23 protein-coding genes and 1 rRNA gene are annotated in these 25,623 nt (G+C 70.3%); 8 read left to right on the forward strand and 16 right to left on the reverse strand.

Translation table 11 applies throughout. The annotated features are described in order from the left end of the window. From E3O46_RS12260 to E3O46_RS12270, 3 genes are all read right to left on the reverse strand, one after another. Nucleotides 1-99: ribosomal RNA gene (locus E3O46_RS12260) — 16S ribosomal RNA — on the reverse strand; the annotation flags it as partial. A gap of 805 nt (nucleotides 100-904) precedes the next feature. After that, nucleotides 905-2,404: an adenosylhomocysteinase gene (ahcY, locus tag E3O46_RS12265; RefSeq protein ID WP_134449012.1), complete on the reverse strand. Its 1,500-nt coding sequence runs from the start codon at nucleotides 2,402-2,404 to the stop codon at nucleotides 905-907. Nucleotides 2,405-2,481: 77 nt separating this feature from the next. Further along, nucleotides 2,482-2,724: a DUF3499 family protein gene (locus E3O46_RS12270; RefSeq protein WP_134449013.1), complete on the reverse strand. Its 243-nt coding sequence runs from the start codon at nucleotides 2,722-2,724 to the stop codon at nucleotides 2,482-2,484. Between the two features lie 45 nt (nucleotides 2,725-2,769). On the opposite strand from E3O46_RS12270, the gene E3O46_RS12275 reads away from it, so the two are divergent. Both E3O46_RS12275 and E3O46_RS12280 read left to right on the forward strand, forming a co-directional pair. Further along, nucleotides 2,770-3,222, forward strand: coding sequence for a metallopeptidase family protein (locus tag E3O46_RS12275; RefSeq protein WP_134449014.1), 453 nt, complete (start codon nucleotides 2,770-2,772; stop codon nucleotides 3,220-3,222). Between the two features lie 136 nt (nucleotides 3,223-3,358). Continuing rightward, the gene (locus E3O46_RS12280) at nucleotides 3,359-4,033 is read left to right on the forward strand and encodes a hypothetical protein (protein ID WP_134449015.1); all 675 of its coding nucleotides are present in this window, start codon (nucleotides 3,359-3,361) and stop codon (nucleotides 4,031-4,033) included. 132 nt (nucleotides 4,034-4,165) lie between these two features. On the opposite strand, the gene E3O46_RS12285 is transcribed toward E3O46_RS12280, so the two are convergent. Then, on the reverse strand, nucleotides 4,166-5,566 hold the full coding sequence (locus E3O46_RS12285) for a glycosyltransferase family 87 protein (RefSeq protein ID WP_134449016.1): 1,401 nt from the start codon (nucleotides 5,564-5,566) through the stop codon (nucleotides 4,166-4,168). A 144-nt stretch (nucleotides 5,567-5,710) separates the two neighbouring features. Between E3O46_RS12285 and E3O46_RS12290 the strand changes: the two genes are divergently transcribed. Both E3O46_RS12290 and E3O46_RS12295 read left to right on the forward strand, forming a co-directional pair. Further along, entirely contained in the window at nucleotides 5,711-7,075 is a 1,365-nt protein-coding gene (locus E3O46_RS12290) for a molybdopterin-dependent oxidoreductase (RefSeq protein WP_241985003.1), read from the forward strand. Beyond that, nucleotides 7,072-7,569 (forward strand): hypothetical protein, encoded by a 498-nt coding sequence (locus E3O46_RS12295; protein ID WP_134449018.1) that lies wholly within the window; start codon nucleotides 7,072-7,074, stop codon nucleotides 7,567-7,569. Before E3O46_RS12290 ends, E3O46_RS12295 begins: the two co-directional genes overlap by 4 nt. A 154-nt stretch (nucleotides 7,570-7,723) precedes the next feature. On the opposite strand, the gene E3O46_RS12300 is transcribed toward E3O46_RS12295, so the two are convergent. From E3O46_RS12300 to E3O46_RS12310, 3 genes are read right to left on the reverse strand one after another with little or no spacing between them, the layout of a single operon-like run. After that, nucleotides 7,724-8,482 carry a class I SAM-dependent methyltransferase gene (locus tag E3O46_RS12300; RefSeq protein WP_134449019.1) on the reverse strand — a complete coding sequence of 253 codons (759 nt, stop codon included), beginning with the start codon at nucleotides 8,480-8,482 and terminating at the stop codon, nucleotides 7,724-7,726. After that, nucleotides 8,479-9,225: a TIGR04282 family arsenosugar biosynthesis glycosyltransferase gene (locus E3O46_RS12305; protein ID WP_134449020.1), complete on the reverse strand. Its 747-nt coding sequence runs from the start codon at nucleotides 9,223-9,225 to the stop codon at nucleotides 8,479-8,481. The genes E3O46_RS12300 and E3O46_RS12305 overlap by 4 nt, the downstream gene beginning before the upstream one ends. Beyond that, nucleotides 9,222-9,890, reverse strand: a complete 669-nt coding sequence (locus tag E3O46_RS12310; protein WP_134449021.1) for a glycosyltransferase family 2 protein — start codon at nucleotides 9,888-9,890, stop codon at nucleotides 9,222-9,224. The genes E3O46_RS12305 and E3O46_RS12310 overlap by 4 nt, the downstream gene beginning before the upstream one ends. A 120-nt stretch (nucleotides 9,891-10,010) precedes the next feature. On the opposite strand from E3O46_RS12310, the gene E3O46_RS12315 reads away from it, so the two are divergent. Together E3O46_RS12315 and E3O46_RS12320 are read left to right on the forward strand one after the other, a co-directional pair. After that, a complete protein-coding gene (locus E3O46_RS12315; protein ID WP_198413398.1) occupies nucleotides 10,011-10,856 on the forward strand; it encodes a response regulator transcription factor in 846 nt (281 codons plus the stop codon). After that, complete coding sequence (locus tag E3O46_RS12320; protein WP_134449022.1) at nucleotides 10,853-11,992, forward strand: sensor histidine kinase; 1,140 nt, start codon at nucleotides 10,853-10,855, stop codon at nucleotides 11,990-11,992. The genes E3O46_RS12315 and E3O46_RS12320 overlap by 4 nt, the downstream gene beginning before the upstream one ends. Here the strand turns inward: E3O46_RS12320 and E3O46_RS12325 are convergent. Further along, a complete protein-coding gene (locus tag E3O46_RS12325; RefSeq protein ID WP_134449023.1) occupies nucleotides 11,989-12,585 on the reverse strand; it encodes a TetR/AcrR family transcriptional regulator in 597 nt (198 codons plus the stop codon). The genes E3O46_RS12320 and E3O46_RS12325 overlap by 4 nt on opposite strands. 66 nt (nucleotides 12,586-12,651) lie before the next feature. Here E3O46_RS12325 and E3O46_RS12330 point away from each other — a divergent pair, with 66 nt between their 5' ends. Continuing rightward, the gene (locus E3O46_RS12330) at nucleotides 12,652-14,109 is read left to right on the forward strand and encodes an MDR family MFS transporter (protein WP_134449024.1); all 1,458 of its coding nucleotides are present in this window, start codon (nucleotides 12,652-12,654) and stop codon (nucleotides 14,107-14,109) included. Here E3O46_RS12330 and E3O46_RS12335 read toward each other — a convergent pair. The 7 genes from E3O46_RS12335 to E3O46_RS18305 form a co-directional block, all read right to left on the reverse strand. After that, nucleotides 14,045-15,109 carry an NAD-dependent epimerase/dehydratase family protein gene (locus E3O46_RS12335; protein WP_134449025.1) on the reverse strand — a complete coding sequence of 355 codons (1,065 nt, stop codon included), beginning with the start codon at nucleotides 15,107-15,109 and terminating at the stop codon, nucleotides 14,045-14,047. The genes E3O46_RS12330 and E3O46_RS12335 overlap by 65 nt on opposite strands. Then, nucleotides 15,106-16,215 carry an MTAP family purine nucleoside phosphorylase gene (locus E3O46_RS12340; protein ID WP_241984999.1) on the reverse strand — a complete coding sequence of 370 codons (1,110 nt, stop codon included), beginning with the start codon at nucleotides 16,213-16,215 and terminating at the stop codon, nucleotides 15,106-15,108. Before E3O46_RS12340 ends, E3O46_RS12335 begins: the two co-directional genes overlap by 4 nt. Nucleotides 16,216-16,378: 163 nt before the next feature. Next, nucleotides 16,379-17,860, reverse strand: a complete 1,482-nt coding sequence (locus tag E3O46_RS12345; protein ID WP_134449027.1) for a DUF5719 family protein — start codon at nucleotides 17,858-17,860, stop codon at nucleotides 16,379-16,381. Then, on the reverse strand, nucleotides 17,850-21,182 hold the full coding sequence (locus tag E3O46_RS12350) for a glycosyltransferase (protein ID WP_134449028.1): 3,333 nt from the start codon (nucleotides 21,180-21,182) through the stop codon (nucleotides 17,850-17,852). The genes E3O46_RS12345 and E3O46_RS12350 overlap by 11 nt, the downstream gene beginning before the upstream one ends. A 104-nt stretch (nucleotides 21,183-21,286) precedes the next feature. Beyond that, entirely contained in the window at nucleotides 21,287-21,625 is a 339-nt protein-coding gene (locus E3O46_RS12355; RefSeq protein WP_134449029.1) for a WhiB family transcriptional regulator, read from the reverse strand. A gap of 180 nt (nucleotides 21,626-21,805) precedes the next feature. After that, on the reverse strand, nucleotides 21,806-22,774 hold the full coding sequence (gene galE, locus E3O46_RS12360) for a UDP-glucose 4-epimerase GalE (RefSeq protein WP_134449030.1): 969 nt from the start codon (nucleotides 22,772-22,774) through the stop codon (nucleotides 21,806-21,808). A gap of 144 nt (nucleotides 22,775-22,918) precedes the next feature. Continuing rightward, nucleotides 22,919-23,059, reverse strand: a complete 141-nt coding sequence (locus tag E3O46_RS18305) for a hypothetical protein (protein WP_166787366.1) — start codon at nucleotides 23,057-23,059, stop codon at nucleotides 22,919-22,921. Between the two features lie 93 nt (nucleotides 23,060-23,152). Here E3O46_RS18305 and E3O46_RS12365 point away from each other — a divergent pair, with 93 nt between their 5' ends. Next, on the forward strand, nucleotides 23,153-24,133 hold the full coding sequence (locus E3O46_RS12365) for a GlxA family transcriptional regulator (RefSeq protein ID WP_134449031.1): 981 nt from the start codon (nucleotides 23,153-23,155) through the stop codon (nucleotides 24,131-24,133). Nucleotides 24,134-24,175: 42 nt separating this feature from the next. On the opposite strand, the gene manA is transcribed toward E3O46_RS12365, so the two are convergent. Beyond that, nucleotides 24,176-25,477, reverse strand: coding sequence for a mannose-6-phosphate isomerase, class I (gene manA / locus E3O46_RS12370; protein WP_134449032.1), 1,302 nt, complete (start codon nucleotides 25,475-25,477; stop codon nucleotides 24,176-24,178). Between the last annotated feature and the right edge of the window lie 146 nt (nucleotides 25,478-25,623).

Genomic DNA, 25,623 nt, shown 5'->3' on the forward strand with positions numbered 1-25,623 from the left:
CCACTAATCCGAAGAGCAAGCTCTCCATCATCGTTCGACTTGCATGTGTTAAGCACGCCGCCAGCGTTCGTCCTGAGCCAGGATCAAACTCTCCGTAAATGTTTGATTGACTAACCAAGCAAGCCTGGCGTCACATCTAGTGTGCCGAGCCGCCGGAATGGGCGAACACGACACAAGTTTGAAACTGACAGAACAAATCATTACTGACTTGCTTTGTTGTTATAAATGTTTTCCAAAGGAATCTCCTGGCCCTTCACCGCTAGAAACGGATCCAAACCACGAGGTTTTTGGCATTTGACATTGTGCACGCTGTTGAGTTCTCAAGGATCGGACGCACCCGGCTTCAGGCCACACCGTAACCGGCTTAGTGGCTGTCGCTCCGAGGCAACTTGTCTAACTTACCGATCCAATCAGTCCCTGTCAAATCCGGTGAATCCCGCCCTCCGAGCACGCCAAAGCGAACTCGAAACACCGAACACCGACCCGACAAACAACCGAAAGGAAGGAGAGTTACCAGCCTAGACCTCCCACACCGGTTACCCCAGCAAAGGGGACAAACAAGGCGAAGAAGATAAAAACTGTGGTCCCACGTGGGGCCGGAAAGCACTGCGGCTTTTCCGCACCTTTGGGGTACGTGAAGACATTACGTGCCCCCACCACCCCCGTCAAAACCCGCACCACCCCGGGCGTGTCACGCCCCCGATGCCCGCCCACGAGCATCCGCGAGAGTACACATTTGGCCCTTAAACCCGCGGTTTAAGGGCCAAAAGTGCGCTCTCGCGGCACGAAAGAAGCCCACCCGACTGCGGGCGGGCGGCGGGCGGGGACGCCGGCGGATACGACAGAGCGCCCGCAACCGCCGCAGGAGCGGTGGATGCGGGCGCTCTGAAACACGGCGTGCGGGTCAGTAGCGGTACTGGTCGACCTTGTATGGGCCGTCGATGGGCACGCCGATGTAGGCGGACTGCTCGGGGCTCAGCACGGTGAGTTCGACGCCGAGGGCGTCGAGGTGCAGCCGGGCGACCTTCTCGTCGAGGTGCTTCGGCAGCACGTACACGCCGACCGGGTATTTCTCCGGGTAGCAGTACAGCTCGATCTGGGCGAGCACCTGGTTCGTGAAGGAGTTGCTCATCACGAAGGAGGGGTGTCCGGTCGCGTTGCCGAGGTTCATCAGGCGCCCCTCGGAGAGCACGAGGATGCTGCGCCCGCTCGGCAGGTGCCACTCGTCGACCTGCGGCTTGATCTCCACCCGTACGGCGCCTTCGAGGGTCTCGAGCGCGGCCATGTCGATCTCGTTGTCGAAGTGGCCGACGTTCGCGATGATCGCGAGGTGCTTCATCTTGAGCATGTGCTCGGTGCGGATTACGTTGAAGTTGCCGGTGCCGCTCACGAAGATGTCGACCTGCTCGACGACCGACTCCAGCCGGGCGACCTGGAAGCCGTCCATCGCGGCCTGCAGGGCGTTGATCGGGTCGATCTCGCTTACGATCACGCGAGCGCCCTGGCCGCGCAGGGCCTCTGCCGCACCCTTGCCCACGTCGCCGTATCCGGCGACGAAGACGACCTTGCCTCCGATGAGCACGTCGGTCGCCCGGTTGAGCCCGTCGGGCAGGGAGTGGCGGATGCCGTACTTGTTGTCGAACTTCGACTTCGTCACCGAGTCGTTCACATTGATCGCGGGGAAGAGCAGTTCGTGGGCGCTGGCCAGTTCGTACAGGCGGTGGACGCCCGTCGTGGTCTCCTCGGTCACGCCGGCGAGACCGGCGGCGATCTCGGTCCAGCGGTTGGAAGATTCCGCGAGCGAGTGACGGAGGACGTCCAGTACCACCCGGTACTCATGGCTGTCGGACGCGGTCGCCTCGGGGACGGCGCCGGCAAGTTCGAATTCGCGGCCCTTGTGCACGAGCATCGTGGCGTCGCCGCCGTCGTCGAGGATCATGTTCGGTCCGGCCCAGGTCTCCCCCGCCGCCGCGGCCTCGATGCTCCAGTCGAAGATCTGCTGGGTGCACCACCAGTAGTCCTCGAGCGATTCACCCTTCCAGGCGAAGACGGGAACGCCGGCCGGGTTCTCCGGGGTCCCGGTCGGGCCGACCGCGATGGCCGCGGCGGCGTCGTCCTGGGTGGAGAAGATGTTGCAGCTCGCCCAGCGCACCTGCGCGCCGAGGGCCACGAGGGTCTCGATGAGGACGGCGGTCTGCACGGTCATGTGCAGGGACCCGGCGATGCGTGCGCCGGTGAGCGGCTTCGATTCGCCGAATTCGGCGCGGAGGGCCATCAGGCCGGGCATCTCGTTCTCGGCGAGACGCAACTGGTGCCGGCCCGCCTCGGCGAGCTGCGGGTCGGCGATCTTGAAGATGGGCGCGAGCGAGGGCGCGGTGGATACAGGGGACGAGGCGACAGTCATGCGACCATCATGCCATTCCCTGCGCCGCCCCGGCTGGGTGTGTCCCACGGCCGGGGTTCGCCCTCGCCCGCCCGGGTTCAGGCGTCGGGGCCGCCCGGGGTGTCCGCTTCGCTCATCGCGCCCATCGTGCTGAGCCGGATGAGCTGCCAGCCGTGCGGGACGCTTGTCAGGCGGGCGTGCCGGTCGCAGAGGTCGAAGGCGTGCGGTTCACGCTCGATCGAAAGCGGGCCGAGCACGGCCATGGAGTCGCCGTAGTCGAAGGTGAGCGTCGCGACGGACTCGTCCGGACAGGCGACGCGGGAGCAAGGGCGGAATGACATTACCGTTCAGGCTACCCGCGTCGGCGCCAGAAGTAAGATGAAGGCATGTCCCGATCCCGTCGATCTGCCGCGCCGCCGCCCGCGCCGATGCAGCGCGGAAGCGGGCGCGATCGGCACGGGCGCGGCATCCGCAGCTCGGCGACGGGGCCGTTCCTGCCGCCGCTGAACACCCGGATCGACCTGTTCGACATGACCGTCGCCTCGACCGTCGACTACCTGCGTTCGGTCTGGCCGGACCAGCTCGCCGACGTGGCCTTCGAGGTCGCGGCAGGCCCTTATTCTGTCGTTCCGGGCGTCGGCGTCGAACGCTGGGCCGTTCACGCCGCCGAGCGGCGCATCGTGTTCTACCGGCTGCCGATCCAGCGCCTCACCCGGCTGCACCGCAATGACGACCTGCACCGCCGCATGGTGATCGAGAGCTGCGTCTTCCGCGCGATCGCCGAGCTGCTCGGCAAGGATCCCTGGGACCTCGCGCCCGATCGCTTCCGGCACTTCTAACAGCACCACTTCTCACAGTGAATGCGGGTGAGCGGATGCCGCCCAAAAAGTAATTCCAAACCGATTCCGTGTCGGGGCCGAACCATTGTCAGCACCACAGACAACCACTTCCCCCACAGACACGAAGGATCACATCATGCGCACTTTCCAGAAGGCAACCATCAGCTTCGCCGCAGCAGCCCTCCTCCTCGGAGGCCTCGCCGCCTGCTCCAGCACCGCGACCGCAGGCTCCGCGGCGTCGACTCCCTCCGCAACCTCCTCGTCCGCTCCGACGCCCGTCGCCTCGATCCCCTCCCTCAAGGGCGTCGACACGGCCGTTCTCCTCGACGGCGACTTCGCCGCGGCGCTCACGAGCCTCGGCCTGACCCCCGGCACCGTCGGCACCGCCACCCTCACCGATGGCAGCCTGCACTTCCCGATCACCGGCGGAAACGTGGACTACTACGACCCCGCACAGAGCTACCGCCCGTTCGTCCAGGGTTCGATCAAGCACGAAGGTTCCGGCTTCTCGCTCACGGCCGGCTCGACCGTCGTCGAACTGACCAACTTCACGATCGACCCCGGCACCTCGAAGCTCTTCGGTGACGTGTCGGTCAACGGCACCTCCGCCGCCACCCAGGTCCTCCTGTTCGACCTCTACGGCGGAACCCTGAAGCCGCTGCAGATGGACGGCGACAACGCGATCCTCGAGGGCACGACCGTGCACATCTCGTCCGTCGCCGCCGGCCTGCTCAACAAGACCTTCGGAACCGACGCCGTCAAGGACCAGCTCCTCGTCGGCATCGCGAAGATCACCGTCGCCACCAAGTAACACCGCTCGAAGCGGGCCCGACCGGCCCGGTTGAATTGCGGACAGAGCACCTTCGTCGACACGACGAAGGTGCTCTGTCCGCAATTCGGCGTTAACCGGCCCGTTTCGGGGGCGGGGTGCGCTGGCGGATGCTCAGCGCGGGGGGCGCAGGAAGCGCACGGCGCGGAGGGGCGCACCGAGCATCCGCGCCCGCACGGCTGGGTCGAGCCGGACGGCCGACCCGGCGAGAACGATGACGAGCGCAGCCGTGATCGCCCAGGTCAGCTCGAGCGAAGGCAGGATCTGCCGCAGTGTGAGCGCGAGCGGGATGGCGAGCCACTCCCAGCGACCGCTGAGCGCCACGAACGGCAGCAGCAGCAGCGCGTACCACGGGTACCGCGGGCTCAGGATGAGCAGGGTGCTGCCGATCATCACGAGCTGGCCGAGCCAGGGCCGATCGGGATCGGTCTTCCAGAACACGAGCGCCGCAATGATCACGAGCAGGCCGCCGGCAACGAAGACCGCGGCACCGCCGGGGGCCACGAGCGAGACGAGCGCAAAACGTTTGCCGTTGTCGTAGCCCTCCTCGCTGAGATAGCCGGGCAGGTAGCCGAGCACGCCGATCCCGGTCGTGAGAACGTACGGCACGTAGAGCGCGAAGAACGTGACGACCGCGGCGAGGCCGACCTTCCAGCCCTGCCTGCGGAGCATCGCCGGGGCCGCGATCACGGGGACGAGCTTCACGGCGATCGCGATCCCGAGGGCGATGCCGCCCCGCCAATACCGCGCCCGGGTGACGAGAAGCGCCGCGGCGAGGGTGAACACCACGCCGAGCAGGTCGACGTGCGAATTCGTGATCGCCTCTGAGGCCACGAGCGGGCACCACGCCCAGTACGCGGCGTACCGCGGGTCGATGCCGCGGCGCCGCATCCCGGCGAGAAGGAGCACGGTCGTTCCGAGGCTGAGCACCAGCCCGCCGAGTTGCAGCGGCCAGTAGGTCGCCGTCGGCGGCACCAGGAAGCGGATGCCCGCAAAGTAGAGCTCCGCCGCCGGCGGGTAGATCGTCGGGACGGTCGGCCGGTTGAGCGCGGTGCAGAGCACGGCGTCCGAGGCAGTCTTGTGCGTCACCACGATGCGCCGGCCCTGGCAGGTCTCCGGGACCGTGCCCGACGGCACCGTCGCCGGGAACAACCACTCCGGGCGAAGGGAGTCGAGCCGGTCGTCGGCCGGGACGTAGGCGTACGGCGAGATGCCGGCGTTCTGCACGATGCCGTCCCAGGCATACCGTGCCGAGTCCGTGCTCGTGTTCGGCGGCCCGATCATCGCCGCGACCCCGATGCCGAGCGACCCGGCGAGCACGAGCACCACCACGGCGCGCCCCCGGACCCGCCGCAGCAGGAAGACGGCCGCTGCGAACAGCGCCCAGAGCACCCCGGTGCAGACCAGGAGGGGGACCGTGTCCCGCGTCGGTTGGAAGAGCGAGAAGACCAGCACGCAGTACCCGGTCAGCGTCGCACTCGCGGCCAGGAGGAGGGAGATGATCGTAATGCGCACGAGGCCATCCTGTCGGAGTTCCGCGGCGAGCGCCGCCGAATCCCGGTTCGGAGAGCCGAACGGACCCGCCCCGTCACGGAACCGTAAGGTGTAGACCCGCCCGCGGGCATCCGCTGGATGGTGCAATGGAACATGCGCCAAGTGATGTACGAAGCCCAGCGAGCACTGGCCTCCCCCGTGCGAAACCCGCGGATGGCGACCGTGATCGGTCGACTGCTCGGGCTCGCCTTCGTGCTGTGCTTCGGCACCGGGCTGTACAGCCACTTTCTGCAGGAGCCGCTGCCGGGCATGCACTTCGCGACCCGGCCGGAGCTGCTCTACCAGTTCACCCAGGGCACCCACATCATCGCGGGCATCGCCTGCTTCCCGCTGCTGCTCGCGAAGCTGTTCATCGTCTTCCCCGACCTGTTCCAGCAGCCGCCGGTGAAATCGTTCCTCAATTTCCTCGAACGCGCGTCGATCGCCCTGTTCGTGGGCGCCTCGCTCGTGCAGATCACGATCGGCCTGCTCAACACCTACCAGTGGTACCCGTGGCCGTTCCCGTTCCGGGAGACGCACTTCGCGCTCGGCTGGGTGCTGATCGGATCGCTCGCCCTGCACATCGGCATCAAGCTGCCGATCATCGCCCGGGTCTGGCGCAAAGAGGCCGACGATGGCTCCGGCGACGACGACCACCTGACGGATGCCGTCGCCCGCGACCGCACGGCGACGCCGGAGGCCGTTCGCCTGTTCGGCTCGAGCCGGCCGACCGGGGTCACCGGCCGGCTGCTCGCCTGGATCGACGCGACACCGGACCTTCGGGCGGACGCCACTGCGGAACGCGCGCCGTCAGGGCTCGACACAGGATCCGCCTCAGCTTCCCGGGACGACACGGCCGACGCGGAAGACGCAGCGCGCACGGCTCACACGCGCCTCAGTCGGCGCGGCTTCCTCACCACGGTCGGGGTGAGCGTCGGCACGGTCGTCGTGCTGACCACCGGGCAGACGGTCGCCCCGCTCGACGCGGTCAATGCCTTCGCACCGCGGAAGAAGGGCGTCGGTCAACAGGGGGTGCCGGTCAATCGCACCTCGAAGCAGGCGGACGTGGCCGCGGATGCCCTCGCGGCCGGCTGGGTACTGACGGTGGCGCACGCCGGGGTGGAGCGCAGCTTCAGCCGGTCCGAACTCCTCGCCATGCCCCAGACCGAGGTCGATCTGCCGATCGCCTGCGTCGAGGGCTGGAGCCAGCTGGCGCGGTGGCGCGGGGTTCGCCTGAGCGATCTGGCCGATCTGGTGTCGGCGGATGCCGCGGCATCCTTTCGCCTGACCAGCCTCGAGAAGAAGGGCGCGTACCGCCAGACCACGATGGGGTCGGAGTACGTGCGCGACCAGCTCACTCTCGTCGCTCTCGAGCTCAACGGGGAGACCCTCGACCTCGAGCACGGTTACCCGGCCCGGATGATCGCCCCCGGGCGGCCAGGGGTGCTGCAAACCAAATGGCTGAGCCGGATCGAGGCGATGGACGTATGAGTACCGCACGCACTGCAGGAAACCGAAGCGTCGAAGCATCCGGATCCGGCGAACTGGGGCCGGCCCTCCGCGTCACGCGGATCGTGCTGATCACGCTCGGCCTCGCTGGTCTCGCCTGGGGCGCCTATGTACTGTTCGACAGCGTGAAGCCCGCGCGGATTCCCGGTATCGCCCTGTGGATGGGCGCGGCGATCGTGTTGCACGACGGGGTGATCTCGCCGCTCGTGTTCTTCTGCGGGATCCTGCTGCGCCGGGCCGGGCACCGAATCAGCGGAACGGTCATCCTCGTCGTGCAGGGGGCGATTGTGGTCGGCTCCGTCATGAGCCTGATCGTGGTGCCGTTGCTGATCGCGCAGTCGCGCGGCACCGGCAACCCGACGGTGTTGCCCCTCGACTACGGCGTGAACTTCGCCGTGTTCTGGGCAGCTGTCGCCGTCGTCACCGCGGCCGTGTCGTTCGGCCTCTACGCGCGGGGCCGGCGCCGGCTGCGCTGACCCGCGTCGCGCGCGAGAACCGTAAGGTCGGAGAAATTCGCGACACACCTCATCCGCTGCCGGAGGTGACGGAGTGTCGCGAAAAACTCCGACTTCACGCCGATCGAGACGACGGGCGAATGCCCGGTTGCGGGCGCGGGGCGAGCGCGGGGACTCAGGCGTGGAGGAGGCGGGCGAACCAGCGGCCATCCAGGCGCCAGTCGTGCGCGACCCGGAGCCCCGCGTCGGCGGCATGGCCGGCGAGGGCGTCGACGCCGACCTCCGCCCAGGGGAAGACGTCGCTGAGGAGGCCGGAGGCATCCTCGAGCCGGCCCTCGTAGCGTTCATTGCGCGCCGGGTCGTGGCTGACCTCGACGAGGAGCGCGCCCCGGGGCGCGAGAAGTTCGGCGCAGCGGGTTAGGAGCGCGGTCACGTCGCCGCCGATGCCGATGTTCCCGTCGACGAGGAGCGCGCCCGCCCAGCCGCCCTCGAGCGGCATCGGGTCGAAGACGCTGCGCTTGAGCACGCTGAGGCCGGCGTCGACGGCGATCCGTACGGCGGTCGGCGAAACGTCGATTCCAAGCGCGGACAGGCCGCGGTCCATCGCGGCACGCACCATCCGACCAGGGCCGCAGCCGATGTCGAGGACAGGACCGGTCAGGCCGTCGAGCAGGAGCTGGTCGGTGTCGTCGGCGTCGGCGCTCCACCGGGCGGCGTCCATGGTCGCGGCGGCGATGAGGCCGCCGTCCCGGGAACGGCGGAGGTAGAGAACGTTGTCGGCGTTGCGCAGCGCGGCCGCATAGGGTTCCGCCCCGCCGGCGCCGAAGGTCGCGGGGGCGAGGTCGAGGGCGGATGTCCGCTCGCCGGGGACGCGATCGAGGCGATCGGGTTCGAGGATGTCCCATTCGAGGATGCGGGCGGCCTGCGCGTTCATGCGCGCACCGGAATTCCGGTGGCGACAGCGCCGGTCGCGTCGCGATCGGCGGGGCGGGCGTCCGTGCGGGCGGCCGTAGCGCCGGGGAGCAGTGCGGCGAGGGTACGTGCGAAGCGCCCATTCGGAACCGTGGCGGCGACGGAGTGCGCATCTGCGATCGTGTCGACATCGGTGAGCACGGGCAGGTGCCGCACCCGGAGGCCCGCCTCCTCCAAGCGATCGAGCTGCCGGGCCCCGGTGTCGTCCATCGACATCGCGACGCCGCGAATCAGGTCCCCGCGCCGGGAGTGACCGTTCCGGGAGTGACCGCGGCTCGACCCTCCGCGCGGCTCGGCGAGCGCGAGCGCCCAGAAGCCGCCGTCGTCCGCGAGGCCGAGCCAGGCATCCGTGTCGTCTGGCCAGTCGGTGAAGACCGGCGCGAGCAGCTCGGTGGTCACCTGCGGGGTGTCCATGCCGATCAGGACGGTCGGTTCGTCGAGCCCGTCGAAGATGGCGGCGAGGCGCTCGTCGAGACCGCCGGCGACCTGGGGCAGGATCTCGAACTCAGCGGCCAGGCGCGGCGGGGTGACCCCGTCGAAGGCGAGGATGCGGCGCGAGGCCGGGAGGGCGAGCGCTGCGGTCAGGGTGTCGTCGAGGCTCGCGGCGGCGAGCTCGGCGGCCTGCTCGAAGGAGAGCGCCGGGTGCAGGCGGGTCTTGACCCGGCCGGGCAGGCACTCTTTGGCGATCACGACGAGGGCCGTCATTTCCGGGCCTCGCGCAGCAGGGCGGACATGTCGCCGATCGCGGTCACGGTGCCGCGGATCGTTCCGGTCACTTTGCTGCGCCCGACCCGCGGCGAATAGGAGGAGTCGACCTCGCGGATGCTCCATCCCGCGTCGGACGCACGGAGGAACATCTCGAGCGGGTAGCCGCTGCGTCGGTCCTGGAGGTCGAGGGACAGCAGCGCCGGGCGCCGGGCGGCCCGCATGGGGCCGAGGTCATGTATGTTCACACCGGTTATTCGGCGCAGGCGCCAGGAAAGACTGGAATTGGCCAGGCGGGCGTGCAGTGGCCAGGATCCGCGGGTCGTGGGACGGCGGCGGCCGAGCACGAGGTCGGCGTCTCCGGCGAGGATCGGGCCGACGATGCGCGGAAGTTCGGCCGGGTCCATCGACGCGTCGGCGTCGCAGAACGCTACGATCGGGGCGGTCGCGGCAAGGAGCCCCGCGTGGGCGGCGGCGCCGAAGCCGCGGCGCTCCTCGTGCACGACGAGGGCGCCCGCCGCTGCGGCGATCTCGGCCGAGCCGTCGGTCGACCCGTTGTCGACGACGATCGCCCGGTAGCCCTCCGGCAGGCGCGACAGCACCCACGGCAGGGCGCCGGCCTCGTTGAGGCACGGGAGCACGAGGTCGACCTGGATCGGAGTCATCTTCCGACCCTAAAGGGGCGCCGACCCGGAACAGGGCCGAGAACATTACGGACTGAGGAAGAACACCGGGAGCAGCCCCGCGGCGTTTCCGGCCGGCCGGGGCCACCGTATCCTGAGACCGTGACAGCCCCTTCCACTCCCACCGCCCCGGTTCCCCCCGCTCCCCCTGAGGAACGGCGCATCCTCGTGGTCGACGACGACCCGACCGTGCTCGAGATCGTCTGCCGGTACCTCCGCGCCGCCGGGTTCCTGGTCGATGAGGCCCCGGACGGGCTGAGCGCGCTCCGCCTCGCCGAGGAGAAGCGGCCGCACCTCGTGGTGCTCGACCGGATGCTTCCGCTCCTGGACGGGATCGAGGTGTGCCGCCGGGTGCGCAGCACCTGGGCCATCCCCGTGATCATGCTCACCGCCCTCAACCAGGAGGACGACCGCATCGACGGCCTCGAGGCCGGTGCGGACGACTACCTCGCCAAGCCGTTCTCGCCGCGCGAGCTCGTGCTGCGGGTGCAGGCCGTGTTGCGGCGCACCGGCCAGGCCGCAGCCCAGGCCGCCGCGCAGTCGGCCGGGCAGGGCGCGGGCGATGCATCGGGCCCGCCGACCGTGCCGCTCGCGATCGGCGACTTCACCCTCGACACCGCCGCACACGAGCTGCGCCTGCACGGAACGCCGCTCGTGCTCACGGTGCGCGAGTTCGACCTGCTCTCCTACCTGCTCCGGCACCCGCACACGGTCCTCGGCCGGGAGGACCTGCTCCGCTCGGTGTGGGGGTGGGAATTCGGGGACCTCTCGACCGTGACCGTGCACGTGCGGAGGCTGCGGGAGAAGATCGAGGCCGACCCGGCGCATCCGCTGCTGTTGCAGACGGTGTGGGGCGTCGGCTACCGGTTCGACCCTGTCCCGCTCGGCCCGTCGGGTAGCCGCGGCGCACCGGATTCCGCGACCGCAGAAGACCGGACGATCTCATGACGACCGAGGTGCTCGTCATCGTCGCGCTCAACGCCCTTGCGTGCGCGGTCGTCACCGGCGCGCTCGGCCTGCTCGCGCTGCGGATGATGAAGCGGTCCTCGTTCGTGGTGCAGCTCATGCTCGTCGCCCTCGCGGCGATCGTCTCCGTCGTCGGGGGGATGTCGGCGGTCGCCACCCAGATGTACGTCTCGACCCACGACCTCGGCGTCTTCTACTCGGTCGCCGCAGTCGCCGGGCTCGTGTCGCTCGTGATGGCCGCGCTTCTCGGACGCACCCTCGTGCGCGACAGCAGGCACCTGCGCAGCGCGGCCGAACGCCTCGGCCGCGGCGAATCGGTCGCGGCCGACGGCGACGCCGCCGCCCCGCGGCACAGCACGACCGAGTTCAGCGACCTCGCCGGGGAACTCGCCGCGACGGGGGCCCGCCTCGCCGAGTCCCGGGCTCGCGAACGACGCGTGGAGGAATCCCGGCGCGAACTGATCGCGTGGATCTCGCACGACCTGCGGACGCCGCTCGCCGGCATCCGCGCCATGGCGGAGGCGCTCGAGGACGGGATGGTCGAGGACCCCGCCCGGTATTACCCGCGGATGCGCGACCAGGTCGACCGGTTGAGCGGGATGGTCGACGACCTCTTCGAACTGTCGCGGATCCATTCAGGGACGCTGCGCCTCGCGCTCGAGCCGGTCGCGCTCTACGACCTGATCAGTGACACCGTCGCGGGCTTCGGACCCGTAGCGCACGCGAAGTCCCTCGACCTGCGATTCGCCGGCGAGACGGGGCTGACGGTCCTTGCCGATCCGCGCGAACTGTCCCGCGTTGTCGGGAACCTCGTGATGAATGCGATCCAGCATTCGCCGTCCGGGAGCCCGATCACGGTGTCGGTGCGCGAACGGGGGGACGGCGGGGCCGTGATCTCCGTCGAGGACGCGGCAGGCGGCATCCCGGAACAGGACATCGACCGGGTGTTCGAGGCCGGCTGGCGGGCGAGCGAGCCGCGCACCCCCGGCGGGGCTGGACTCGGCCTCGCCATCGTGCAGGGCATCGTCACAGCGCACCAGGGCGAGGTGATCGTGCAGAACGTGCCGAACGGATGCCGTTTCGACGTGTTGCTGCCGCGGCGCGCGGTCGCCGTCTAGGCCAGCACGAGCGGGAGGAAGATCGTGTCGACGATCTCCAGGATGGTCTCCTCCGGCACGGCGGAGTGCGTCATCAGGACCTCGTGCCGGAACAGGTCGACGGGAAGGTTCCTGATCCTCGGGGTCAGCCTCGAGGCATCGATCTCGCCGCGCTCGAGTGCCCGGGCGATCACGCCGTCCATGATCGGGCCCTGGCCACCGGAGATCGATTCCCGGAGGTCGGCCAGGCTCGTCCCGGTGGCGCGGTAGTAGTCGGCGAGGGACACGACGAGCTGCGTCGCGATCCGGACGCGGCGCTCGTTCGCTTGCCGGAGGAGCGCGATCACGTCCCCGCGCAGGCTTCCGGTGTCCTTCACCTCGATCGGGTCCTGCGCAACGACGTGGACGATGGCCGCGCGGGCCAGCTCCGGCTTGCCCGGCCAGCGCCGGTAAAGCACGGCGCGGCTCGTCCCTGCGCGGGTGGCGACGGCGTCGATCGTGAAACTCTCGTAGCCACGCTCGGTCAGCTCGGCCCACGCCGCGTCGAGCAGGGCGCCCTCGAGCGCGGGTCCGCGGCGGCGCGTGCGGGCGTCATCCTGGCCACTAAGAGACATTGCGTATCCTAAATTCCTCGTCTATGCTTCGAATCATTCGATACACACTGTACCTTATGAGGAGCCATGGCTGAGATGGAGACGTTGGATCCCGTCCTGCGGCGGACCGCGATCGCCGTTGTCGTCGGGGCGCTCGCGGTGGTGTTCGACACCACGATCGTCAGTATCGCCCTCCGCACGCTCGCGACGGAGCTGAACACGACCGTCGACGTCATCCAATGGGTGACGACGGGCTACCTGCTCGCCCTCGGCGTCGCCATCCCGCTTGTCGGCTGGGCGCAGAGCCGGATCGGTGGGAAGCGCCTCTGGATCGCGGCCCTGTCGCTCTTCCTGGTCGCGTCCGTCCTGTGCAGCCTCGCCGGGGACCCGCAGAGCCTGATCGCCTCCCGCATAGTGCAGGGCCTCGGCGGCGGCGCACTCCTGCCGCTGTCGTCGACCCTCGTGATCCAGGCCGCCCAGGGCCGGAACCTCGGCCGGGTGATGGCGACGCTGAGCCTGCCCGCTGTGCTCGGCCCGATTCTCGGTCCCGTCCTCGGCGGCCTGATCCTGAACACCCTCGACTGGCGCTGGCTGTTCTGGGTGAACGTCCCGTTCTGCGTGGTCGGGCTCATCCTCGCCACGCTCCTGCTCCCGAAGGATGAGCCCGCCAGGCCGGTGCGGCTCGACGTCGTCGGCCTCCTGCTGCTCTCGCCCAGCATCGTCTGGCTACTCTTCGGCCTCTCCAACGGCGCCAAGGACGGCGGATTTGGCCGTGCCGACGTCGTCTTGCCTCTGATCTTCGGCGCTGCCCTCCTCACAGGATTCGTCGCCTGGGCGATCCGGCGCCCGGGCACAGCCCTCATCGACGTGCGCCTCCTGACGCACCGCCCCCTCGCGACCTCCTCCGCCCTGCTGTTCCTGACCGGCGTCTCGCTCTACGGCGCCATGCTCCTGCTTCCGCTGTACTGGCAGGAGGTGCGCGGCTTCGACCCACTCGGCGCCGGCCTGCTCCTCATCTCGCAGGGCGTGGGGACCTTCCTCAGCCGGTCGTCCGCCGGTCGTCTCACCGACCGGTTCGGTGCCCGTTGGGTCTCCGTGGCCGGCTTCGCGATCGTCGGCGTCGGAACGCTCCCGTTCGCCGTCGCGACCGCGTCGACGAACGAGTGGATGCTGATGGCCGCGTTGCTCGTGCGCGGTTTCGGACTCGGGGCGGTCACGATCCCCCTGATGGCAGGCGGGTTTGTCGGGCTCGAACGGGCCGAGGTCCCGCACGCGAGCGTCATCACCCGGATCGCGACCCAGGTCGGCGGGTCCTTCGGGGTCGCCGTGCTCGCAGTGATCCTGCACGCCCGGGTCGTGGGCGGCGCCGACCTCGCCACGGCCTTCGACCAGGCGTTCTGGTGGGCCGTCGGCTTCACCGGGCTCGGAGTCGCGCTCTCGTTCCTGTTGCCGTCCCGGCAGGGACCCCCTCCGGAACGCGTCAGCGGCGGACGGCAGCCCGGAGCGGAGCGGTCGCGAAGGCGCGCATGCCGTCCGCGAAGGTGACGGCGGGCATCCAGCCGAGCTCGGTGCGCAGCCGCTCGGAGGACGCGGTGATGTGCCGCACGTCACCGAGCCGGTACTCCCCCGTCGTGACGGGGTCGGGGCCGCCGGCCGCGCGGCTGAGCGCCCCGGCCATGTCCCCGATCGTGTGCACGACCCCCGAGCCCACGTTGAACGCCCGGAACAGGGCGGCGGGGGCGTCCGCGGTGTGCTCGAGCGCGGCCAGGTTGGCGGATGCGACGTCGGCGACGTGCACGAAGTCGCGGCGCTGCCTGCCATCCTCGAAGACGCGCGGTGCCTCTCCGCGTTCGAGGGCCGACCGGAACAGGGACGCGACCCCGGCGTACGGCGTGTTCTGCGGCATCCCCGGCCCGTAGACGTTGTGGTACCGGAGGGCGAGCGCGCGCCCGCCCGTCGAGCGGGCCCAGCTGCTCGCGAGGTACTCCTGGCCGAGCTTGCTCGAGGCGTAGACGTTGCGGGGGTCGAGCGGGTCGTCCTCGGTGACGAGCAGCGGTTCGAGGGGCTCTCCGGTTTCCGGGTCGAGCGGGTCGAACCGGCCGGCGGCGAGGTCGGCCTCCTGGCGCGGGCCGGGCCGGGTGAAGCCGTCCGGGCCGCGGTAGCTGCCCTCGCCGTAGACGACCATGGAGGAGGCGAGCACGAGCCGGTCGATGCCCGCGGTGGTCATGCCCGCGAGGAGCACGGCAGTGCCGACCTCGTTGCTGCGGACATAGTCCGGCGCGTCGGAGAAGGCGACGCCGAGCCCGACCTTCGCGGCCTGGTGGCAGACCGCGTCGACTCCGGAGAGAGCGAGGTCGACCGTCTCCGGGTCCGTCGTGTCGCCGACGAGGAGGTCGACCCGCGCGTCGATCGACGGCAAGCCGCCGTGCACGTCGGGGCGCAGGGAGTCGAGCACGCGCACGTCCCAGCCGCGCCCGAGCGCCTGGCTCACGATGACGCCGCCGATGAACCCGGCGCCGCCCGTGACGAGCAGCCGGGGGCTCACCGGGCGGGCCCGGGTTCGGTCGTCGGCGCGGGCACGGGAACGGGATGCGGAACCGGAGGAGGGCCAGGGGACGGCCGGGGATCCGGCGTCGGCACAGTGCCGGGCTCCGTTTCGGCGTCCGCTGCCGTCTCGGTCGAGAGCCGGGTGGGCTGCCCGGGCCGGACCGGTCGCACGGGCCGGTCGAGCACGGTCCGGACCAGCTCGGGATCGATCAGGGTCCGCGGGGCGTACCCGGCGGGAATGCCGCGGAGGATGCCGTCGATGGCCGCGAGGATCCGGGGCTGCGCCGCGGCCAGCCGAGCGAAGACGAGCTCGGCCGTGACGGCATCCGTCTCGGTAGTCCCGGGCAGGGCTGTCTCGGTCAGGGTTGTCTCGGGCAGGTGCGCCTCGAGAGCGGATGCCGCCGCGTCCGCGCCGGGTTCGGCGGGGGCGAGTCCGGCGTCCGCATCGGTGACGAAGGAGAGGTTGACCGTTCCGATGCCCAGTTCGGATGCGAGGACGACCTCGGGGTACTGGGTCATGTTGACGATGTGGGCGCCGGCCGCACGGAACCAGAGCGACTCCGCCCGGGTGGAGAACCGGGGGCCCTGGATCACGACGACGGTCCCTGTGGGCGCGAACCGCTCGCCGAGTGCGTTCAGGGCGGCTACCGCGGTGCGTCGGAGCACCGGGTCGAAGGGGTCGGCAGCGGCGAGGTGCGCGACGACGCCTTCGTCGAAGAAGGTGTCGGCGCGGCCGCTCGTGCGGTCGATGAACTGGTCGGTGACGACGAGGAGCCCCGGCGGGTACTCAGGGCTGACGCCGCCGACGGCGGAGGAGGAGATGATCGCGCGGACGCCGAGGGAGGCTAGCGCCCAGATATTGGCGCGGTAGTTGATCCGATGCGGCGCCTCGGTGTGCCCCGCTCCATGCCGGGGCAGGAATGCGACCCGACGTCCGGCGCGCTCGCCGACCGTGATCGGCGCGGAGGTCGACCCGTACGGGGTGTCGATGGTGATCGAGGTGACGGTGCCGGCATCGAAGAGCCGGTACAGTCCGGATCCGCCGATCACCGCGATCTCCACCGGGGCATGTGCGAGTGGTTGCGCGGGAGTCTGCTCGGTCACTCTGTGCTCCTCGTTCGGCGGGCGGGGTGTCCAGTCTTGCATCCCGCGCCGGCGTGCGCTGAACTCCGTCCGGGCAGCGCCGACCCCGTCACCTTTCCGGTCGAAAGTTCCCGGTACGCGGGTCACTCTCGACCGGAAAGGTACCGGTCAGTGCGTGCAGCCGTCAGTGCGTGTAGACGCGGATCGACTCGGCGAGCGGGCCCGGCGGGCGCACCGGGAACGAGGCGACCATGCCGGCATCCGCATAGCCGACCGACGACACCGTCTCGGAGCCGCCCGACACGATGTACCGCGTCGACGCGAAGAGCGGCAGCGCTCCGGCCGCACCGGCCGCGACCGTCACGCTGCCGGACGCACCGTTCTCGGCGGTCGCCGTATAGGTCACGTCCTTGGTGCCCTGATTCAGCAGGTTGAGCAGCGGCGAGGGTCCCGGCGCCGTGACGACGGCGAAGTCGCCGGTGAGCGAGGCGGAGGACGCGAACCAGGCGAAGTCACGGCCGTTGGTGCCGGTCGCCGAGCCGAGGGCCGAGGCCACGACGGGCTGGTCGCTCGAGACGGTGAGCGAATAGCTGCCGACGGCGAGTCCGGAGAGCGGCACGTCGGTCGCGAGGCCGGGCTGGAGGGTGACCTCGACGGAGGTACCCGCGGCCTGGCCTCCCTCGCTCATCACGCCGATCTGCACGGTCGCAGCCGTATCACCGGGGGCGAGCAGACGCACAGAGGGTGTGTCACTCGCGACCCCTCCCGCGTCGCTTCCGGCGTCGTCTGCTGGAATGTTCTCGATACGCAGGCCGGCGATGCTCTGCTCGAGGCTCGGGTCGACGGATGTCCCGAGCAGGTCGACCCCGCCGGTCGCGAGGCCGCGCACGATGCTCTGCTGCAGGGTGGCCACGACCTGGCCGCCGTGGGTCGTCACGTGCACGACGGGAGAGCGGAGGTTCGGCGCGAGGCCGGCGAGCGAGACGACGCGCTGGGCGCCGGGCTGGACGAGGATCCCTGTGGAGCCCGGCGCGGTGACCCGGCCCGATTCGCCGAAGACGTCGAGGTCGACGGTTGCAACGACCGTTGTCGGGTTGCTGAGCAGCACGAGGGTCGTGCGGCCGACATCCGTCGACCCGCCGACGAGCCAGGATTCGCCGGTGGCCTCGCCGCAGGCCGCGACGGCGAGGCCGCCGAGGACGGCCTCCGCCGCGACGGACTGGGACTGGCTGCCGGCCACGAGCGGTGCCGTGGACGCGCCCTTCGCGACGGGGATGTTGAGCTTGACGGGGGCGCCGTCCGTGGTCTTGCGGTTGTCGACGGCACTGAGCAGGCTCGCTGACGGTGCGCTCCATGCGCCCGCGGGGACCGCGGCCTTGGATGCGGTCGTGGCGGGAGCCCAGGCGCCGGATGCGGTGTCCGGGCGCCCGAGCGAGCTCGCGGACTTCGCCTGCGTCGAGTCCTCTGCGAGGGTGAGCAGCGGACCCGGGCAGACCCGGACCTGCTCGCTCGGAACCGGCGCGACGGCGAGATAGGCCGGGGCGGTGCCGAAGGCTGGCCAGGGCACGACGACGGCGGCCGCTCCGAGCACGCCGGCGACGCCGAGCACGCCGAAGGCGATGAGGAACCGGGCACCGGTCCGGGCGATGGCGCGCTTACCTGGCATTGTTCGGGTCCTCCTGTCCACTCGGACGGTCGGCAGGCTCGACGGGGTCCGTCGCCTTCTCCTCGCGGGGTGACGCTGCCGGTTCTTTGGGCGGAGCAGTGCCGGGGGCGACGTGCTCGGCAATCTCGCCCGCGGTCACGTCGGCAGGGCCGTCCTCGGTCTCGTCGCCGTGGCCCGAAGTGAGGGCGAGGTCGGAGGAGCGCTCCCGTTCCGCGGCGTGCGCGAGTTCGACAGCGGCGGCGAGCTCGCCGGCCTCCGCGGCCTCGGCGGCTTCGGCGGCTTCAGCAGACTCGATCGCCTGGGCGGCCGGGGTGCCCTCGGCCGGCACGATCGCGCCGGCCTTCACGCTGCGCCGCAGTGCGGCACGAGCCTCGGAGCGGGCAGACCGCGCCTCGGACTTCGCACTGCGTTCTTCGCGGTGGAGATCCCGTGCCTCTGCCTTGCGGTCCTGGGTGTCCGAGCGGGCCGAGCGGCGCATGGCGTCGCGATTCGCCTGGCGTACGGCTTCGGGGCCTGCCCCGGTCGGGATCGACAGGAGCAGGGCTGAGCCGACCGTGATCGCGGCAAGAAGCAGGGCGGCGAGAGAGAAGACTCCCCCGGCGCGGGCCGGGACCTCGCTCGCCGTGACACCGGCGGCGGAGGCGGGCCCGTCATGGCGCCAGAGCCGCCCGTACGCGGTGTCCCCGACGGGCACGAGCGCTGCTTCGCCGTCGAGCGCGGTCGTCGCCCTGGCGAGGGTCTCCGTGGCCGCGACGCTTGCCGCCGCGGCACCTCTGCCGGTGTCGGTGAGGGCGGCCGGCCGCAGCAGCACGAAGCGGATGCCGAGGTCGGCCAGTCCGGCCGAGGCATCCAGTCCGCTGCGTGAGGCCAGGTTTCCCGCGAGCGTGGCGAGTTCCCTATCCGCCGCGGAGAGCGTGGTCGTGGTGTTGACGAGGGTGCTCTGCTCGTTGAGGGTGGTGCCCGCGCCGCGCACGATCGTGGCGAGGATGCCGCCGTTGGACTGCGGGACGATTTCGAGGGTGCCGACCCGGGCATCCGTCTGCGCTTCTGCCGTCACGAAGGCGGGCTGGGTGCGGTCGCTGCCCTCATGGACGGCGCTCAGCTCGAGCGGGAGTGCTCCGGCGAGCGGGACGACGGCGACAGCGAGAAGGACGGTTGCGGCGACGGCGGGGGCGACGGCGAAGCGGCGGAACTCGCGCAGGGCGAAGATCACGGCGCCGACGAGGCCGAGCCAGTAGAGGCTCAGGCCGGAGCCGGGCCAGATGCTGACGCTCGCGGCGCCCGTCGTCGCGAGGCTGAGCTGCGTCGCGGCGATCGCGGTGCCGGCGCCGAGCAGGGCGGTCAGGACCGCGACGCTCGCGCTGCGGATGCTGGGCAGGAACAACGAGAGTGCGGCGAGGATCGCGAGCGGGGCGAACAGGACCGGGATGATCCAGGACAGCGGCAGGCCCTGCAACGCGGGGGCCTGGCCGAGCAGCGTGCTCCAGCCACCGAAGTCGCCGGTCGGGAAGCCGAGCAGCAGCTGCCAGTCCGGGGCGGGGGTGCTGGGCACCGGCACCCCGGGGTCGGCGAGGAGCGCGAGCCACGAGCCGCGCAGGCCCTGGTCCAGGATCAGCGGGAGCGCGAGGGCGACGGCGGGCAGCGGGATGCCGATGAACCGGGCGATGCCGCGTCCGCTGGCGACCGAGCAGAGCAACCACAGGATGAGCAGCGCGGGCGTGAGCGAGGGGGCGCAGAACAGCACGGCGGCGAAGAGCAGGGATGCTGTCGCCGACGCGGACCACGACCGGCCGGCGGAATAGCCGGCGAAGAACAGCCAGGGCAGCAGCAGGTGCGCGAGGATCGCGGCAGGGCGACCGGCCGAGAACGCCGTGAGGAAGGTCGGGGCAAGCACCCACAATGCTGCGGCGGTGAAGCGGAGGAGCCCGCGGTCGGTCAGGCGGGTCGCCGCGAGCCAGGCGCCGAGTGCCGCGAGCGGGAGGGCGACGAAGTAGAGCAGCACGAGCGAGTACGACGGGGCCCAGAACGTGAGCGAGCCGAGCACGGCGAGCACGGCGGCGAAAGGATCTGCGGCGCCGACGAAGCCGAGGCCGAGGTCGCGCCAGCCGTATCCAACGCTCGCCCAGAGCCCTGCCGGGGTGCTCGACAACGGCAGGAGTCCCCCACCGGCGAGGTTCTGCGCACCGAGCAGTGAGGCGAACATGATGATTCCGACGAGCGCAGCCGCGAGCACGGTCCAGGCGCCGCCGCTCGCGAAGAAGTGGATCTCCGGCCGGTCGGCGCCGAGGCCGACGAGCACCGCTTCGCGCTTGAGGGCGTGCCTGCGGCGGACCTCGGCATTCGTCAGGCGCAGGGACGCGATCGACCCCCAGCCGAGCGTGCGGGTCTCGGCGAGTCGACGGCGGGCATTGTGCACCCGGGAGCCACTGAACGCGGTGCGGAATGCGGCCGAGAACTCGCCGGGAATCGCGCCGGGCTCCTTCTGCAGCAGCGCTCCGATGGAGCGGAAGAAGGCGAAGGGCACGAGCGCGATCCAGTGCAGGGGGATCAGCCACCCCGCGGAGTAGACGAGGCGCCGGTGCAGCTGTGCGGTCCTGGCCACCCGGAGTCGCTTGCGGCGGGCCCGTCCGCGCGAGGACCCGCTGAGCCCGGCGACACCGTCGCCCGCCGAGGCGACGCGCGCCGCGGCGACGACGGACACCCGGCGGCCGGACAGGCGCACGCGCACGCAGAAGTCGAGGGCGTCGTCCGCGGACGGCAGGCCGGGGTCGAAACCGCCGAGCTGGTTCCAGACGCTGTGGCGCACGAGCATTCCGCCGGCGTCGACGGCGAGCACGTCGCTCATGCCGTCGTGCTGGCCCTGGTCGAGTTCGCTCTCGACGAGGGTCACGGTCGCCCCGCCCGGCGTCATCGACAGGCCGACGTCGTGGATGTAGTCGTGGGCGCGCCAGTCCATGATCTTGGGTCCGGCGACGGCGACGGAGGGTGCGATCTCGAGTTCGCCGAGCAGCGCTGCGAGCGCGCCGGGTTCGGGGGCACTGTCCTGGGCGAGCAGCCAGAGCATCTCGCTGTCGGATTCCGGCGGCGCCATCACGCGCACGGCGGCGGCGATCGCCTGCCCGAAGGTCAGGTCGGAGTCGGCGGAGATGAAGTGCGTCGGACCGTGCGCGGCGAGCAGCTGGGCCGTCGCGTCGCTGGATCCACAGTCGACGGTGATGACGACATCCGGCTGACGGGTTTGCCGACTCAGAGCCTCGAGAGTGCGCTCAAGGTGTTTCGCGCCGTTGCGGGCGACAAGGATGGCTGTGACTCGTGCATGCATATCAAGCCAAGCCTAGGTTGCATCGTCGTTGTGCGGTGGCCCCTGGACGGGCGTGCCCGATATGCACGGCCCGATTCACGCGGCCGATGTGGGTGGGAACGGCGTCAGCTGGCGCGCTTGCGCAGTTTGCGCCGCTCGCGTTCGGAGAGACCGCCCCAGATGCCGAAGCGTTCGTCGTTGGCGAGCGCGTACTGCAGGCACTGGGTGCGCACCTCGCACGAGGTGCAGATCTTCTTCGCGTCCCGGGTGGAGCCGCCCTTTTCGGGGAAGAACGCCTCGGGGTCGGTCTGGGCGCACAGCGAATCCGCCTGCCAGGCGAGGGCGTCGCCTTCGTCGGGAAGGGTGTGTCCGGTGCTGTCCTTGCGAATTCCGGGAATGCCCAAGCGAACGGGATCGACGAACCAGTCCTCGGGTACTCCGGAACGATACTCGGCTTGCGTCATATCGTCTCCCACCCCTTGCAATACGTGCCCTAATAACTCGTCCGCACTAATTACAGCCGTGTAATTCCCCCACGTCAAGTCGCCGATAATAAACCCTCAATGTCGGCTGGAGAGTTTCGACTCGCCCAAAGACAGAAAATGTGACCTCGCCGGGGGCTTGACGAATATGCGTCCAGAGCCCTATGAAACGGATGCCGCCTGCCGCGATTCCCAGGCGCTGCGCACCATTTCTTCGAGGCTGTGCCGCATCTTCCAGTCGAGGTCGCGTGCCGCGAGCGCGCCGCTCGTGACGATGCGGTCGGGGTCGCCGGCCCGGCGGGGACCGATGTCGGGCGTGAAGTCGATGCCGGTCACGCGGGCGACCGTCGTCATGATCTCGCCGACGGAGACGCCGTCGCCGCTGCCGAGGTTGTAGACGGGTTCGATCGCAGTGCCGGCGTCGAGGAGTCGGGCGGCCGCGACGTGCGAGACGGCGAGGTCGGCGACGTGGATGTAGTCGCGCACGCAGGTGCCGTCGGGGGTCGCGTAGTCGTTGCCGTTGATCCGCGGCGTGCGGCCGGCGAGGAGCGCGTCGAAGATGATCGGGAACAGGTTGTGCGGGCTCGTGTCGCGGAGCTCGCGGGCACCGGAGCCGACAACGTTGAAGTAGCGGAGCGCGGTGTAGCTGAGTCCGGCCGCGACGGCCTGGTCGCGGAGCAGCCACTCGCCGATGAGCTTGGTCTCGCCGTACGGGGACTCCGGGCTCTTCGGGGTCTCCTCGGTGACGAGCGAGGTCGTCGGGGTGCCGTAGACGGCCGCGCTCGAGGAGAACACCATCCGCTTCACGTCGGCTTCCTGCATTGCAGCGAGGAGGGTGGCCATGGCCGTGACGTTCTGCTCATAGGTGTGCAGCGGGCGCTGCACCGAGACCCCGGCGTACTTGAAACCGGCGACGTGCACGACGCCCGTGATCGGGTGATCGGAGAAGGTGTTGAGGAGAAGGGGGCCGTCGAGCAGGTCGCCGTGAACGAACGGCACGGACTCAGGGACGAATTCGGCGTGGCCGCTCGAGAGGTCGTCGACCACGACGACGTCGATGCCCTCGGCGAGGAACGCGCGGACGATGTGGGATCCGATATAGCCGGCTCCGCCGGTGACAAGCCACGCCATGTTTACCCTCGCAGGATCGCTCGGCAACCTAGCGATGCCGGTGCTGCCAGCCTAGCGTTCGGGCCGATTCCGGCGCTGCGCGCCCCCTGCGCCGCTTCGCGCCAGGCGTGCCAGGCGCGAAGCAGCGGAAGTAGCGCGTGTGGGTCAGGGCCAGTCGTCGTCGGGGCCGTGGGTGCGCCGGGCGATCTGCGGGTCGCCGTAGCCGTCGCGGGTCACCGTGCTGAACGTCGCGACGGCGCTCCAGAGGGTGAGGAGGGCGAGAACCAGGACCAGGAATGTCATCATGGCAGGAACTCTAGGCATTGCGATATCCTGCCGCGAGTGGCAGTCTTGCCAGTGTTCGACCATTTCCTGCCAATGCCGTTACCGGAGGTTCGCATGCCCGCCGCGCTCGCCCCTGCCTCGCTCAACAAGGTCGTCTGCATCGCCCTGCCCGACATGGCGCCGTTCGAGTTCGGCGTGATCTGCGAGGTCTTCGGCATCGACAGGAGCGACACCGGCGGTCCCGTCTTCGACTTCCACGTGACGGCCGCCGAGCCCGGGCCGATCCGCACCAAGCTCGGCTTCGACATCATCGTGACGGAAGACCTCTCCGCGGCGGCCGACGCCGACCTGCTCGCGATTCCCGCATTCGACAAGGGCACACCGGTGCATCCCGCCGTGCTGCAGGCCGTGCGCGACGCCGAGGCCCGGGGCGCCTGGGTGCTGAGCGTCTGCAGCGGCGCGTTCGTGCTCGGCGAGGCGGGCATCCTCGACGGCCGGCGCAGCACCACGCACTGGATGTACACGGATGCCCTCGCGCGCCGATTCCCCCAGACCCGGGTCGACCCCGACGTGCTCTTCGTCGAGGACCGCCGCGTGGTGACCGGGGCCGGTACTGCGGCCGGCATCGACGCGTGCCTGCACATCGTGCGGAAGGTGCTCGGGGCATCCGTCGCCAACAACATCGCCAGGCGGATGGTCGTGCCGCCTCAGCGCGACGGCGGCCAGTGCCAGTTCATCGAGGCACCCGTCGTCGACTGCGACAGCGACTCGTTCGCGAGCGTGACCGCGTGGATGCTCGAGAACCTCGACCGCGAGCTGCCCGTCGAGGAGCTCGCCCGGCGCTCGCTGATGTCGCCGCGCACCTTCGCCCGGCGCTTCCGCGCGGAGCTCGGCACGACGCCGACGGCGTGGCTCAACCGGCAGCGCCTGCTGCGGGCGCAGCAGTTGCTCGAGGAGAGCACGCGGAGCCTCGAGGAGATCGCCGGCGACACCGGGTTCGGCGGGGCCGCCGTGATGCGGCACCACTTCCTCAAGGTGCTGCAGACCACCCCGACCGCGTACCGGCGCACCTTCGGGGCCCGCCGCGCCGGCTGACCGCCGGGCTCCTCGCGCCGAGCAAAGACCGGCGAGCGGGGACTAGGGGGTTGTGGCGAGGAAGACGTCTCCGGCGCCCGCGAAGGTGAGGGTGCCCTCGTCGGGGGTGATGTAGACCGATTCGCCGCGCTTCAGGGTGACGGATGCCGTTGCACCGGCCACGAGGAAGCCTCCGGCCGTGCAGAGCGCGATTCCCGGTCCCGTGAGCGTGAACTGGCGCATCGGGACCCCGGCGGCGGGAGCGGCAGCATCCGCCGCAGAGGCCTCGATGTGCACGAGCGCGAAGTCGTCCACGTCGGGCCGGTACTCGGACACGCCGGGCGTGTGCACGATCGGGGCCAGGTAGGGCACCGGAACCGGAGAGAAGGCGAGCACGTCGAGAAGTTCGTCGACGTCGATGTGCTTGGGGGTGAGCCCGCCGCGGAGCACGTTGTCCGACGCCGCCATGAGTTCGATGCCGAGCCCGAGCAGGTAGGCGTGGATGTTGCCGGCCGGCAGATAGAGGGCCTCTCCGCGTTTCAGGGAGACCCGGTTGGTCAGGAGGGAGATCACGATGCCGGGGTCGCCGGGGTACGCCACGGCGAGGTCGCGCACGGTCGCGAGCTCGAGCGGGAACCGGATCGCGGCCCCGCCCTCCGCGAGGTACACGGCGTCCTTCGCGAGGCTGACCACGCGCTCGACGAGCCAGGAGACCTCGCCGGTGTCGCCGCCGCGCCCGTCACGCAGCAGCCAGTCCACGGTGTCCCGCAGGCCGGTGTCACCGAGCAGCCGGCTCTCGAGGGCGTCGAGGGCTCCGGGCTGCGGGTTCTCCGACGCGGCGTCGAGGGCGCGCAATTCCCCCACGATGCGCCGCACCTCGCCGAGCTCGCGGAAACCGCAGAGCGCCTCGAAGGTCTCGCTCAGCGCGAAGATGATCTCGGGCTTGTGGAACTGATCGCGGTAGTTGCGGTCGAAGGCATCGATGGGGACGCCCGCGGCGTTCTCGAGGGCGAAGCCGGTGCGCGCCCGCTCACTCGTGGGATGCGCCTGCAGCGAGAGCGGGCTCGCGGCGGCGAGCACCTTGAGCAGGAACGGCAGCCGCGGAGGCACCGACCCTGCGTCGGTCTCCCGCTCCGCGAGCGCGGAGCCGAGAGCCCGCTCGGGGTCCGCGAGGATCCAGTCGACGAGGGTCCTGGCCCCGCCCGTGCGCGAGGGATCCTCGATTACCGACGGCGACCCCGGGTGCGCCCCGAGCCAGAGTTCGGCCTCCGGCTTGCCAGACGGAGTCGTGCCGAGCAGTCCCGAGATCGCGGTCGTCGAGCCCCACGCGTAGTCCCGCGGTGTATTGCTGATGCCCACAAACATGACTGCTCCTGTACGTCTCGTGCGACTCGGTTGAGTCCAAACTATCAAGGCGCCCACGGATGCCCGGCGACGGTCCCCCTTGACACTCGCTACCTTAACCGGTTTAGTGGGGAGTGCTGAACCGGTTCAGTACTCAAAGGAGAGTC

The sequence above is a fragment of the Cryobacterium glucosi genome (genome assembly GCF_004402235.1).
GTDB classification, from domain to species: domain Bacteria; phylum Actinomycetota; class Actinomycetes; order Actinomycetales; family Microbacteriaceae; genus Cryobacterium; species Cryobacterium glucosi.

Bases quoted from the DNA above. Each gene is read 5' to 3' on its own strand.
- ahcY (WP_134449012.1), bottom strand. From the start codon at position 2,404: ATGACTGTCGCCTCGTCCCCTGTATCCACCGCGCCCTCGCTCGCGCCC.
- E3O46_RS12270 (WP_134449013.1), bottom strand. From the start codon at position 2,724: ATGTCATTCCGCCCTTGCTCCCGCGTCGCCTGTCCGGACGAGTCCGTC.
- E3O46_RS12275 (WP_134449014.1), top strand. From the start codon at position 2,770: ATGTCCCGATCCCGTCGATCTGCCGCGCCGCCGCCCGCGCCGATGCAG.
- E3O46_RS12280 (WP_134449015.1), top strand. From the start codon at position 3,359: ATGCGCACTTTCCAGAAGGCAACCATCAGCTTCGCCGCAGCAGCCCTC.
- E3O46_RS12290 (WP_241985003.1), top strand. From the start codon at position 5,711: ATGTACGAAGCCCAGCGAGCACTGGCCTCCCCCGTGCGAAACCCGCGG.
- E3O46_RS12295 (WP_134449018.1), top strand. From the start codon at position 7,072: ATGAGTACCGCACGCACTGCAGGAAACCGAAGCGTCGAAGCATCCGGA.
- E3O46_RS12300 (WP_134449019.1), bottom strand. From the start codon at position 8,482: ATGAACGCGCAGGCCGCCCGCATCCTCGAATGGGACATCCTCGAACCC.
- E3O46_RS12305 (WP_134449020.1), bottom strand. From the start codon at position 9,225: ATGACGGCCCTCGTCGTGATCGCCAAAGAGTGCCTGCCCGGCCGGGTC.
- E3O46_RS12310 (WP_134449021.1), bottom strand. From the start codon at position 9,890: ATGACTCCGATCCAGGTCGACCTCGTGCTCCCGTGCCTCAACGAGGCC.
- E3O46_RS12320 (WP_134449022.1), top strand. From the start codon at position 10,853: ATGACGACCGAGGTGCTCGTCATCGTCGCGCTCAACGCCCTTGCGTGC.
- E3O46_RS12325 (WP_134449023.1), bottom strand. From the start codon at position 12,585: ATGTCTCTTAGTGGCCAGGATGACGCCCGCACGCGCCGCCGCGGACCC.
- E3O46_RS12330 (WP_134449024.1), top strand. From the start codon at position 12,652: ATGGCTGAGATGGAGACGTTGGATCCCGTCCTGCGGCGGACCGCGATC.
- E3O46_RS12345 (WP_134449027.1), bottom strand. From the start codon at position 17,860: ATGCCAGGTAAGCGCGCCATCGCCCGGACCGGTGCCCGGTTCCTCATC.
- E3O46_RS12350 (WP_134449028.1), bottom strand. From the start codon at position 21,182: ATGCATGCACGAGTCACAGCCATCCTTGTCGCCCGCAACGGCGCGAAA.
- E3O46_RS12355 (WP_134449029.1), bottom strand. From the start codon at position 21,625: ATGACGCAAGCCGAGTATCGTTCCGGAGTACCCGAGGACTGGTTCGTC.
- galE (WP_134449030.1), bottom strand. From the start codon at position 22,774: ATGGCGTGGCTTGTCACCGGCGGAGCCGGCTATATCGGATCCCACATC.
- E3O46_RS18305 (WP_166787366.1), bottom strand. From the start codon at position 23,059: ATGATGACATTCCTGGTCCTGGTTCTCGCCCTCCTCACCCTCTGGAGC.
- E3O46_RS12365 (WP_134449031.1), top strand. From the start codon at position 23,153: ATGCCCGCCGCGCTCGCCCCTGCCTCGCTCAACAAGGTCGTCTGCATC.
- manA (WP_134449032.1), bottom strand. From the start codon at position 25,477: ATGTTTGTGGGCATCAGCAATACACCGCGGGACTACGCGTGGGGCTCG.